General features: G+C 70.5%; 9 protein-coding genes. 7 read left to right on the top strand and 2 right to left on the bottom strand.

From position 1 onward, the window contains the following. Window positions 1–14 precede the first annotated feature (14 nt). The gene (locus DMH03_RS29535; protein WP_125795229.1) at window positions 15–380 is read left to right on the top strand and encodes a hypothetical protein; all 366 of its coding nucleotides are present in this window, start codon (window positions 15–17) and stop codon (window positions 378–380) included. 92 nt (window positions 381–472) lie between these two features. Next, the gene (locus DMH03_RS29530; protein WP_233611708.1) at window positions 473–1,399 is read left to right on the top strand and encodes a hypothetical protein; all 927 of its coding nucleotides are present in this window, start codon (window positions 473–475) and stop codon (window positions 1,397–1,399) included. Here DMH03_RS29530 and DMH03_RS29525 read toward each other — a convergent pair whose 3' ends face one another. After that, window positions 1,400–2,035 (bottom strand): response regulator transcription factor, encoded by a 636-nt coding sequence (locus tag DMH03_RS29525; protein WP_125795228.1) that lies wholly within the window; start codon window positions 2,033–2,035, stop codon window positions 1,400–1,402. A gap of 82 nt (window positions 2,036–2,117) precedes the next feature. Next, window positions 2,118–2,369: a hypothetical protein gene (locus tag DMH03_RS29520; RefSeq protein ID WP_125795227.1), complete on the bottom strand. Its 252-nt coding sequence runs from the start codon at window positions 2,367–2,369 to the stop codon at window positions 2,118–2,120. A 164-nt stretch (window positions 2,370–2,533) separates the two neighbouring features. On the opposite strand from DMH03_RS29520, the gene DMH03_RS29515 reads away from it, so the two are divergent. From DMH03_RS29515 to DMH03_RS29495, 5 genes are all read left to right on the top strand, one after another. After that, window positions 2,534–4,576 (top strand): BTAD domain-containing putative transcriptional regulator, encoded by a 2,043-nt coding sequence (locus DMH03_RS29515; RefSeq protein WP_125795226.1) that lies wholly within the window; start codon window positions 2,534–2,536, stop codon window positions 4,574–4,576. Window positions 4,577–4,636: 60 nt separating this feature from the next. Beyond that, window positions 4,637–8,278: a BTAD domain-containing putative transcriptional regulator gene (locus tag DMH03_RS29510; RefSeq protein ID WP_125795475.1), complete on the top strand. Its 3,642-nt coding sequence runs from the start codon at window positions 4,637–4,639 to the stop codon at window positions 8,276–8,278. Window positions 8,279–8,337: 59 nt separating this feature from the next. Next, window positions 8,338–9,597, top strand: a complete 1,260-nt coding sequence (locus DMH03_RS29505; RefSeq protein WP_125795225.1) for an ABC transporter substrate-binding protein — start codon at window positions 8,338–8,340, stop codon at window positions 9,595–9,597. A gap of 11 nt (window positions 9,598–9,608) precedes the next feature. Further along, complete coding sequence (locus tag DMH03_RS29500) at window positions 9,609–10,970, top strand: GH1 family beta-glucosidase (RefSeq protein ID WP_125795224.1); 1,362 nt, start codon at window positions 9,609–9,611, stop codon at window positions 10,968–10,970. A 65-nt stretch (window positions 10,971–11,035) separates the two neighbouring features. Next, window positions 11,036–12,274, top strand: coding sequence for a DUF222 domain-containing protein (locus DMH03_RS29495; RefSeq protein WP_370310932.1), 1,239 nt, complete (start codon window positions 11,036–11,038; stop codon window positions 12,272–12,274). Window positions 12,275–12,407 lie beyond the last annotated feature (133 nt).

Raw genomic sequence — 12,407 nt, 5'->3', positions numbered from 1 at the left:
ACACCGGAGGTGGCATGTCGCAAGACCCTCGTCGCGAAGAGTGGGCAGCCCTTTGCGCGCGCCTGAGACGGCTCGCCGGTGACGCGAACTGGTTCGCGCTCCGTCCGGATTTCGATGATTTGACGGCGGCGACCCGTGCCGGAGAAGACACCCTCGACGGTTGGCGAGCACTCGAGACGAAACTCGCTCGCCTCGCCGAGGCGGAGCTGAACCAGATGTACCGCCACGCCGAAAGTGGCAACGTGCGGACGCGTCCGGACACCGGCTCGGAGGCGAGGCACGGCTGCCCACGCGAGCTCTGCGATCGCGTCGCGCCAGCACCCGCCGGCGCACCGCCGAAGTGCCCTCTCTTCGGTGTTCCGATGCATGAGCTGCACTGACGTCGCGGCTTTCGGGCCGACCCGGCGTCCATACGGGCCAGAGCGCGCCGCGTACCGGGTCATGAACGCCCCGTCGGCTCACGATGGCAGGCGTGGACGCCGTACAGGAAACCGACTCGACGGTCTCGAGCGCGATCGCGCTGTGTCTGCGTGACCGGTGGGCCGAAGCGGCGGAACTGTTGGCGGAGAACGATTCCTGGCGCGCCGAGTCGGCGGTTTCCGCCCTGTTGGGCGAGCTCTTCGGCGGCCTGGCCGAGCTCTGGAACGGCCGCCCCGCACGATTCGGCGTGAACCTGACCGAACGCGAGCGGTGGCCGTTGAGGACGGTGCCGCGGCACCGGGACGAGCAGATCACCTCGTACGTCTCCGCGTTGCTGGTGCTGGGCGAACGAGCCCGCGCGGAAAAGCTGCTGTCCGACGAGGACTTCCCCGAATCCGGTCTGCGGGACAGCGAACGTTCGATGCTCGCGGCCATGCGCGGCCAGCCCGCCCGGGCGATCGACTTCGCTCGCCGAGCCGTCGCCGACCGTTCTCCGCGCGGCTACGACATCGGCTCGGCCGCGATGTACCTGTCGACCGTGTCGGTCCTGCTGTCACAGGGGCGGCCCGCCGAGGCACGGGAACTGCTGGCCTCGGCCCGCGCCACGGCGCCGACGCTGGCGCATCTGCTCGACATCGCGGAAGCCCGCGTCGACATCGCGGCGGGCGAAACCGACCGCGCCGCCCGGCGCCTGCACGCGGCCACCCGCGGGCTCGCCGTCGGTACCGACATCGCCTGGGCCGATCTCGCCGAACTCGCGTTGCGGAGGAACGACCGGGCAGCGGCGAAGCAGGCACTCGACGCGCTGGAGACTCTCGCCACCGCGATGCCGACGGGACGCGTGTTGCTGCATCGCCACCTGGTCCGGGCCTGCCTTGGTGAGGAGCCCGCCGGAGAATGCCTCTGGCTAGCTCGCGAACGCGATCAGCCGCTCGAACTGGCCGTCGTCACCGAACGCCTGGCCCGGCACAACCGGTGACTAGATGACTCCGGCCCGTACGGCGTAGGCGACGGCGTGCGGGCGGTTCTTCAGCTTCAGCCGTCCGGTGATGCCCTGGATGATGTGCTTCACGCTGCGTTCCGAGTAGCTGAGCTCGCCGGCGATCTCGACGGTGTCCTTGCCCTCGGCCATCAGCCGCAGCACGTCGATCTCCCGCGTGGTGAGCCCGGCGGTGTTGACGCCCATCGGGTCGAGCACTTCGCGCTGGAGCCGTTCGACGTGTTTGAGCAGCTCGCCGAGCAGGCTCGGCGGGAGTACGCCGCCGCCGGTGGCCGCGGCGCGGACGGCGTGCGCCAGCCGTTCGCTGGTCGTGGCCGATCGCGGCAGCACCGCCACCACCCGGCATTCGATGGCGGGTACGAGTTCCGTCTCGCTGATCTGGCTCACCACGAGCACCACGGGCTTGCCGTCCTCGGCGGCGAGCCGCCGCAGCCAGAGCACCGTTTCGGGCGTCAGCCGTTCGGTGGCGAACACCAGTACGTCGGTCTCGGCGCGCCGGTCCCAGTCCCGGATGCCGATCCCCTGCTGCGTGCCCAGCTGGCTGGCCAGGCCCGCCGTGGTGATCGGGTCGGGCGCGTGCACCGCCACGGTGATCTGTCGGGTTTCCGTGTCCACTTCGTCCCCTCCGCTTGTCCGCGGCCCCAGTCGGATGGGACACAGTCTGCGAAGGAGCTCTTCACGAAGTCTCCACGAGTTCTCAACGAGGCGTGAAGGACTTCGTGGCCAGCTGAAACGCCTCCACGTACTTCGGCAGCTCGTCGAGGATTTCGCGGAGCCTGGCCTCGGGGCCGGTGTAGTCCGGGTCGGCGAGCAGGGCGTGACCGAAGGCCAGCGTGCGCCGAAGCTCGGTGATGCGTGCTTCGGCCTCGTCGGCGTCGAGCACCAGCCTGCCGTTCTCGGCGAGGCTGAGCAGGACATCTCCGGCGAACAGCTCCTGATCCTGGCTCACCGGCACAGCATGCACAGCCGCGCATACCCGCCACCAGCGCCGGACGACACTTTGCCCCTGCGAACGTCCGGGTTGCCCACTCGCCCGTTCCCACCTCGGCGCCACTAGGCTTTCCGCTGAGCAGGACCCTTCTTTTCGGCAGTCGGACGCACAGGCGGCAGGTCATGGACGAGGTTTCCTCGCTGACGGTGCGGTTGCTGGGCGGTCCCCCTGCCCGGTCAGACGCCGGCGAGATCGCCCTCGGTCCGGCTCAGCGGCAAGCGGTGTTCGCCGTGCTCGCCCTGCACGCGGGTCAGTTCGTCTCCCGCAAGGAGCTCATCGACGCCGTCTGGGGCGAACGGCCGCCGGACAGCGCTACCGGCATCGTGTACACCTACATTTCCGCGCTGCGCCGCGCGCTGGAGCCGGTGGGCGGACCGCTCGTCGCCTCCCGCGCCGGTTACCGCCTCGACCTGCCGAAGCAGCAGGTCGACGTCCACGTCTTCGAAGCCGAACTGGAACGCGCCCGCGCGCATCGGCTCGCCGGCGCGCACCAGCGGGAGCTGGACTCGCTTCGCTCAGCGCTCGGGCAGTGGCGGGGGTCCGCGCTGGACGGGATCCCCGGTCCGTTCGCCGAGACCCAGCGCGCCCGGCTGGACGAACTGCGCATGAGCGCGCTCGAACGCCAGGCCGAGGTCGCGCTGCACCTCGGCGGCTACCGCGAACTCGTGGACGAGCTCACGGTGCTGGTCGAGCGCCATCCGCTGCGCGAAGGCCTGCACCGCATGCTGGTCACCGCGTTGTTCCGGGCGGGCAGGCAGGCCGAGGCGCTGGCCGCGTTCGACCGTGCCCGCGAGACGATCATCGAGCAGTCCGGCCTCGAACCCGGCCCGGAACTGCTGGCCCTGCGGCAGCGCGTCCTTGACGACGATCCCTCGCTGCACCACCGTGACCAGCCGGAACGACACCGGCCGCCCGGACGGCCGTCCGTCTTTGTCAGCCGCGAGTTCGAACTCGCCCGGCTGCGACGGCATCTGTCCGCCCTGCTGAACGAAGGCCGCGGCGGGACGGTCTGGCTGGACGGCGAGGCGGGCAGCGGCAAGAGCACGCTTCTGGCGGAGGCCCTCGCCTCGGCGAGAAGCCACACGCGCTGGGTCACGGCCGACGAGCTGACCAGCGCGGTCCCGCTGAACCTCATCGCCGACAGCCTCGGCGGCGAAGCACTCGACGATCTCGACAAAACGGTCACCGACCTCTGCGAAGACGGGCCGCGGGTGCTCGTCTTCGAAGATCTGCACTGGGCCGACGAGGAAAGCCTGCTCGCCTGGCAGCGGCTGCACCGGTTCACCGCGCGGCTGCCGCTGCTGCTGATCGGTTCGGCGCGCCCGCTCCCCCGGCACCGCCTGCTCGACGTCCTCCGCTCGGGGCTCGACGGCGAGATCGTCTCACTTCCACCGTTCGACGCCCCTGCCGTCGCCGCGCTCGCCGAAGAGACGCTGGCCAGAGACCCCGGCAGGGACTACCTCGAATTCGCCGCCGACTACACCGCCGGGAACGTCGGCTACCTGTGCGAACTGTTCGCCGAGTTCGCCGACGGCCGGGAGGCGACCACCGCGCCGCACAGCCGGATCGCCTCGATCGTGGAAGCTCATCTCGCCACGCTTTCCTTGGCCTGCAAGCGAACACTGAACTCGGCCGCGCTGCTCGGCTCGTCGTTCACGGTCGCCGAGCTGGCGGGCGTCACCGGCCGCGAACCGGCGGCGCTCATCGAAGCGGTCGAAGAGGCGCTCGCCGCGCGTGTGCTGGAATCCGAGGGAGAACGCCTGCGGTTCCGCGTCCCGCTGGTGGCCTCGGTCTTCGCCGCGAACACCCCGCCCGCCATCCGCGCCGTACTGCACCAGGAGATCGCCACGACCATGGCGGATTCCGGCGCGCCCGCGGACCGGGTCGCCGAGCAACTGCTCCAGGCAGGCGACGAACTGACGGCGCCCTGGATCCCGCGATGGGTGCTCGACAATGTCCGCGCGCTGCCGGCCGGACCCGCCGTCGAGCTGCTCCATTTACTTTCGCGCCAACGGAATCTCACCGAAGAGCAGCATCAGGACCTGGCGGGCGAACTCGCCGCGCTGCTGCTGCCCGCAACGGACCTCGCACCCGCCCAGCCCTGGTGCACACCGCTGCACGCGCTCGCCCGGGTGCGCAACCGAACCGCGCCGGGGACGTCCTAAACTGCGGGGACACAGTAGTGATCCGGCCACTTTCGGTGCATGACGAGAAACGGAGCCGGCGTGACGAACGGGCTGCGCGTCGAGCTGCTCGGGCCGCCTCGTGCCTGGCTCGAAGACGTCGAGCTGAAGCTCGGGCCCGCCCGTCAGCGCGCGGTTTTCGCCACCCTGGCGGCGCGCCGCGGCCAGACGATCTCGCTCGGCGAACTGATCTCGAGCGTCTGGGGCGAGTCGGCGCCCGCCAGCGCCACCGGCAGTGTCCACACCTACGTCTCCGGTCTGCGCGGGGCGATCCGCAAGGCGGGCGGCGACGCGCACGAAATGCTGCGTTCGTCCGGATCGAGTTACGCCCTGCGGCTGGACCGCGAGTCGCTCGACGTCCACCGGTTCGAACAGGACGCCGCCGCGGCCAGGCGGCTGCTCGCCCACGCCGACCAGCGTGGCGCGGCCGCGCGGCTCACCACCGCGCTCGGGGTCTGGCGCGGCGAGGCCTATTCCGGCGTACCGGGCCCGTTCGCGGAAGCGGAACGCGTCCGGCTGACCGAACTCCAGCTGACCACCACCGAGCTGCGCGCCACCGCACTGCTCCGCCTCGGCGACCACCGCGAACTGGTGGCCGAGCTGACCGCGCTGGTGCGGCGGCATCCGTTGCGCGAGTCGCTGCACGAGACGCTCATGCGTGCCCTGCACGCCAGCGGGCGCCAGATCGAGGCGCTCGCCGCGTACCGCGAGGCCAGGCGAATACTCCGGGACGAGCTCGGCGTCGAACCCGGCGCCCCGCTGCGTGACCTGCACCAGCGCATCCTGAGCGGCACCGAAAAGCCGGTCACCGACGCGAAACCGGCCCCGATCCGGGTCGTGCCGCCGCCGGTGGCCAAGGCGATCGAACGCGGCGGCCAGAATCACCTGCCCGGCCGGACCCGGCAGGTCGAACGGCTGGACGGGTTCGTCACCGACGTGCTCGCCGGCCGCGGCCGTCCGGTCTGGCTCGAAGGCGAACCGGGTATCGGCAAATCGGAGCTGCTGATCGCCGGGCTGTCGGGCGCCGCGGCACGCGGCTGCCAGCTCGCCTGGACCGCTGCCGACGAGCTCCAGCAACGCTTCCCGCTGCAGGTGATCATGGAATGCCTCAGCGTGGCGGATCCTGCCAAGGCCAAGCTGGCAGGCGAGCTGCACGCCGAGCCCGCGCACGGGAACTGGGGCCCCGCCGACCCGATCCTGTCCACTGTGGACAAGCTGCTGGCACTGGTCGACGACACCTGCGCGGCGGGTCCGCTGGTGCTGGTGATCGACGACCTCCATTGGGCGGACGAGGCCAGTGTGCTGCTGTGGCAGCGGCTGGCCGCCGCCACCCGCCAGCTGCCGCTGCTGCTGGTCGCCGCCACCCGCACCGGGCACGGCCGCCCGGATCTTGCCCGGCTGCGCCGCGGGGTCGAGGCGAGGGACGGCGAGATCATGCCGGTCGAGGTGCTGAGCGACGACGAGATCGCCGCCGTGTTCGAGGTGGTGCTCGGGGCCAAGCTGGGGCCGAGCCTGCGTCCGCTGGTCCGGCGCGCGGCCGGGAACCCGCTCTACGCCAGGGAAATCGCGTACGACCTGGTGCGCACCGGCGCTCTGCTGATCAAGGCGGGCGTGGCCGAGGTGACGCTGGACGGCACCGAGAACGCGCCCCGGTCACTACTCGCCGCGGTGGCCCGCACGCTGGAATGCCTCGATCCTGCCACGACCGAGATCCTGCGCACCGCCTCGTTGCTGGGCGCGGAATTCGCCGTCGAGGACCTCGCCACGCTGGCTGGCAAGAGCCCGCTGGAGGTCCTGCGGGAACTGGAACCGGCCACCACCGCGGGCGTGATCGAGTACGCCGGTGACAAACTCGCCTTCCACCACCCGTTCCAGCGGCAGGCGCTCTACGGCGGCATCGCCGAACCGGTCCGCGCCGCGCTGCACCGGCGTGCCGCCGAGTCGCTCGCGCGGGCGGGCGCGCCGGTCAAACGGGTCGCCGAGCAGCTCGCGGCCGGGCCGGTGCCGTTCGACCCGTGGCTGGCGGGCTGGCTCACCGCCAACCACGTCGCGGTGGCCAACCGTGCCCCGCATATCGCGGCCGACCTCCTCCGCGGCGCGCTCGACAGCACGGTGCCCACCCGCGAACAGCGGGGAACGCTGATCGCGGCGCTGGTGCGGGTGCTGTTCCGCCTCGAACAGGCGCCGGAGGCCGAAGCCGAGCAGGCGGTGAAGACGGTCGAAGACAAGGCGGATCTGGCGCAGATGCGGCATTTCCTCGCCGCGCTGCGCTACCGCCGGGGCGACACGCCCGGCGCGATCGAGGCACTCGCCGACACCGCGGACGACCCGTCGATACCGGAACTGTGGCGCACCAGCACCAGGACCCTGCTCGCCAACTTCCGGCGCGGCACCCTCGACGATCTCGACGAGACCGAACGGATCGCGCGGGGCCTGCACACCGAAGCCGTCGAGGCGGGCGAACGCTATCCCGCCGCGCACGCGCAGCAGACGTTGTGGCTCGTGCACTCGATCCGCCGCGAGCACGACCGGGCGCTGACCGCGATCGACGCCGCGCTCGAGACCACCGGCGACCAGGCCGAGCTGGCGACCCTGCGCTTCGACCTGCTCGACAACCGCCTCTTCACCCTGCAGAACCTCGACCGGCTCGCCGAGGCCGACGCGACGCTGCACGCCGGATACGAGACGGCGGCCCGGCACGGCTTGCCGACCGGTCCGCAGGTTTCGGCGGCCGTGCACTACTACTGGACCGGCCGCTGGGACGAGGCGCTGGCCGAACTGGACTCGGTCACCGAGGACGGCCCGGCGATCACCTTCTACGGGGTGCGCGAGCCGGGAGCCGCCGCTCTGTTGCTGCACGGGGTCGCCGCCCTCATCGCGGGCCACCGGGGCGAACGCGTCTCCGTCCGCGCCCATCTGGAAGCCGCCGAGGCGCATTCGCCGTCGAACTCGTCCGAGCGCGAAAGCTGCGACTTCTACCTCGCTGCCTTGGCGATGGCCGCCGAACAGCGCGGCGCGCTCGACGACGCGTTGCGGCTGATCGCGCCGGTGCTGCGCCCCGACTACGCCCGGATGATGCTGCGCCACCAATGGCTTCCCGACGTCGTGCGCGTCGCGCTCGCGGCCGGGAACGACGCCGTCGCAAGGGAAGCGCTCGCCGTCTGCGCCGAGGAGGCGAGCCAGGAGACCGTGCCCGCAAGGGCGACCGCGGCCGCCGCCCGATGCCGCGCGCTGATCGACGGCGACCCCGAAGGCATGCTGTCCGCGGCCGACCACTACCGCGAGGTCGGCCGCCCGATCGAACTCGCCGCCGCGCTGGAGGACGCCGCCGAACTGCTCGGCCGAGCCGGTTACCTCGAAGCGGCCACCCGCTCGCTCACCGAGGCGTGCGAGGTGCTCGGGCCGGTGGGCGCCACCTGGAGCATCCGCCGGGCGGAAAACCGGCTGCGCCGCTACGGGGTGCTGAGCCGCGCCGAACGCGGGCCTCGGCACAGCGGGGCGCTGTCGCCGCTGGAACTGCGGGTCGCGCGGCTGGTGGCGGCGAAACTGTCCAATCCCGAGATCGCCGCGGAGCTGAGCCTGCCGAGGAGGACGGTGCAGTCGCTGGTGTCGAGGGTGCTGACCAAACTGCACGCGGATTCCCGGCTGACCGTCGGCGATCAGCTGCCCAGACGGCTCGCGTGAAGGCGATAACACAGACGGCTCGCGTGAAGGCGATCACCACCGTACGACCGAGGAGAACCATGACCCGCGTGCTGGCCTGCTTGACGGCCCTCGTGCTGCTGCTCACCGGCTGTTCGGGCACGCCGGAACCCGGCGACCCGATCAAGCTCACCGTCGCCACCTTCGGCGAGTTCGGGTACGAGAAACTCTTCGACGACTACGAAAAGGCACATCCGGGCATCACCGTCGATGGCCGGGTCGCCGACTTCGAGACGCACCACCGGCAGCTCGCCACCGGCCTCGGCGCCGGACGCGGCAGCGCGGACGTCGTCGCGATCGAGGAGCAGTACCTCCCCAAGTTCCGCCAGTCCACGGACAAGTTCACCGATCTGTCCGAATTCGGCGCGCAGGGTCTCCGCGAGCAGTGGCCTGCCTGGAAATGGGACCAGGGCACCGCGGACGGCGGGAAGTTCGTGATGGGCCTCGGCACCGACATGGGCAGCCTCGCCCTCTGCTACCGCCGTGACCTGTTCGCGAACGCCGGCCTGCCGACCGACCGCGATCAGGTGGCCGCGCTGTGGCCGACCTGGGAAAAGTTCGCCGAAACCGGGGAGCGGTTCAGCGCCAAGGCGCCGGAAGACGTCAAATTCGCCGACTCGGCGGGCACGATCTACACGGCGATGCTCAACCAGGCGGAGGAGAACTACTTCGCCAAGGACGACACGTTCGTCGCGGACAAGAACCCCAACGTGCGCAAGGCCTTCGAGCTGGCGGGCGGGATGGCGCTGAAGAAGGAGACGGCGGCGGTCACCACGTTCACGCAGCCGTGGACGGTGGCGATCAAGCAGAGCCGGTTCGCCGCCATCACCTGTCCCGCGTGGATGCTCACCCAGATCGAAGAGGCGGGCGGACCGGAACTGGCGGGCAAATGGGACGTCACCGCGGTTCCCGGCAAGGCGGGCAACTGGGGCGGCTCGTTCCTGACCGTGCCGAAGCAGGGCGCGCACCGCAAGGAGGCCTACGACCTCGCCGTCTGGCTCACCGCGCCCGAACAGCAGAAACGGATCTTCCTGGAAAGCGGGCTGCTGCCGAGCTCGCTCGGCGCCTACCAGGACAGTGCCGTGCTTTCCCACACCAGCAAGTACTTCGGTGACGCGCCGGTCGGCAAGATCTTCGCCGCCTCCGCCGAGGCGCTGCGACCGAACTACCGCGGGCTGCGTGACGGCGAGGTGCGGCCCGTGTACGGGCACGCGCTCGGCCGCGTCGAGGAGGGGCGGCAATCGCTCGACGAGGCCTGGAACCAGGCTTCGACGGAGGGCCGCGCCGCGGCCGCCAAATGAACGAGGACGGCGTGACACGCGGATTTCCGGCCGGGTTCCGCTGGGGCACGGCGACGGCGGCGTACCAGATCGAGGGCTCGACGACGGCCGATGGCCGTGGACCGTCCATTTGGGACACTTTCACCGCGCGGCCCGGCCGGGTGCTCGACGGCGCCACCGGCGAACCGGCGTGTGACCACTATCGGCGTTATCGCGAGGACATCGGCCTGCTGAGCGGACTCGGTGTGCCGTACTACCGTTTCTCCGTCGCGTGGTCGCGGGTGATGCCCGACGGCCGCACGAGCGAACCCCGCGGCCTCGCCTTCTACGATCGCCTTGTCGACACGGTGCTGGAGCACGGGATCACCCCGATGGTGACGCTCTACCACTGGGATCTGCCGGAGGCGCTGCAAGCGGAAGGCGGCTGGCCCAACCGCGATCTCGCGGACCGTTTCGCCGACTACGCGCTGACCGTCCACAAAGCACTCGGCGACCGCGTCCGGCAATGGACCACGATCAACGAGCCGTTCTGCGCCGCCTTCATCGGCTACGGCAACGGCGACCACGCGCCGGGCATCCGCGACGAGGGCGCGGCACTGGTCGCCGGGCACAACCTCCTGCTCGCGCACGGCCGGGCCGCACAAGCGTTGCGGGCAGGCGGCGGCGAGCAGGAAGTGTCCATCGTACTCAACTTCGCCCCCGTGCTGACCGACGTGGACGACGCCGCGCACCGAGAGGCCGCGCGCCGATTCGACTTCCTGCACAACAGGTTCTTCCTCGATCCCCTGCTCGGCCGCGGCTATCCACCCGAACTGCTGGCGGATCTGGCGCATCTCGGCACACTGGAACCGGCGATCGCCGACGGCGACCTGGAGATCATCGCGCAGCCGCTGGACGTCCTGGGCGTCAACTACTACGCGCCAGCCCGCGCCGTGCCGCTCGACGACCCCGAAGCCGACAGCAACTGCCCGTTGCCCGGCCTGCGCGGGATGGACGTCCAGCGACCACGCGGCGAACTGACCTCGCTCGGCTGGGAACAGCGGCCGTCGTCGTTCACCGATCTGTTGCTGTGGCTGCACGAACACTGTCCCGGCCTGCCGCTCGTGATCGCCGAGAACGGCGCCGCGTTCGAGGACGAGGTCGTCGACGGGCGCGTGCACGACGCGAAACGCGTGCGGTACTTCGCCGAGCACCTCGCCGCCGTGCACGACGCGATCGAACAGGGCGCCGACGTCCGCGGCTACATGGCCTGGTCGCTGCTCGACAATTTCGAGTGGGCGATGGGGTACACGCAGCGGTTCGGCCTCGTGCACGTCGACTTCGAGACGCAGGAACGGGTGCTCAAGGACAGTGCCCGGTTCTACGCGGATGTGGTGGCGCGCAACGGGCTCTAGCGGTTCTGAGGGGGCTGATGTTGCCGTTGTCGGAAACTGTCGGTGGTCGGTCGTATGTTCTGGGTGTGGACACACGCAACGCCACTGTGGCGCTACTCAAGGAAATCACCTCCTCTGATGCGTTGAAGGAGGTCAATGTCGCGCTGGAATCGTTGGAGGACAAGGATGCTGTCGATGCTGCCGTGGCGGCGTCGGAGGGAATCGCACGGTTGGAAGCGGTCCGGTTCCGCGCTCTCGCGCAACTGAACCGGCACCGGGACGGCGCGTCCAGTGTGACGCAGGAAGTCGCGTTCGCTCTGTCTGTTGTGGACGGTCACGCGGCAGGACTGGCCTCCACGGCGGCGGCGTTGACCACCCGGCTGCCACGAACACTGGGGCTCCTGGATCGCGGGCAGGTGGGCGGCTACGGGGCGATGAAAGTCGCCACCGCGACCGCGTGGCTGTCCGACGACGACGCACGTGCGGTGGACGAGGTACTGGAGGACCGGTTACCGGGCAGGAACTCCGACCAGATCCGGAAAACGGCGAACCACGCGGCGATGATGGCCGACCGCGACGGGGCGGGTCTTCGGACCGAACGCCACCGCGCCGGGCGGCGGTTGTCGATCCGACAAGGCGAGACCGGAGTGGCCTCGATCGAGGTCGAAGACGGCCCCGTCGAGAAAGTCGCCGCCGCCTACACCCGGATCGACCGCGAAGCACGCGCCCTCAAAACCGGCGACGAGACCCGCACCCTCGACCAGCTCCGCGCCGACGTCGCCCTCGACCTCCTGCTCAGTGGCCAAGGCGGGAAGAGTGAACGGTGCGAAGTGTTCCTCTATATGGATCTCAACACCTATCTGGGAGTGAACGAGGATCCCGCCGAGCTGGCTGGACACGGCCACATCCCGGCCTCGCTGGCCCGGCACATCGCGTCCGGGCCGGACACCGTGCTGCGCCGGATCATCACCGACCCACTCTCCGGACAGGTCCTGGATCTGGGCCGGGACCGGTATCGGCCCACCGCCGGGCTGGGCGAGTTCGTGCGGGTACGCGACCGGGAATGCCGAAGACCCGGCTGCCACCGTGTCGCCCAAGCCTGCGACCTCGACCACTCGCTGCCGTGGCAACACGGCGGCCACACCAGTGACACCGATCTGATCGACCTCTGCCGCCGCGACCACCGCCTCAAAGACGAACCGGGCTGGGTCTACCGGCTGGCTTCCGATGGGACTCTCACCATCACCACGCCCACGGGGCGAAGCTACGACAGCACACCGCCGCCACTGCACGAACCCCGCACTGAGGAACCACCGCCGTTCTGAGCCGTCGCCGGAAACCGGCCACGGCGCCGGCCTGGCTGCCATCGGCGCCGGCCTGGTTGCCGAAAAACGGCAACGGTCCGTGTCCGCGACGAGTGGCACTGGCTGGTTGCCGAAATATGGCCACGCCTCGATC

The sequence above is a fragment of the Amycolatopsis sp. WAC 01376 genome, assembly GCF_003947415.1.
Classification (GTDB): Bacteria; Actinomycetota; Actinomycetes; order Mycobacteriales; family Pseudonocardiaceae; genus Amycolatopsis.
Note: the sequence above shows the minus strand (reverse complement) of the source record. Positions and strands in the feature narration are given on the sequence as shown.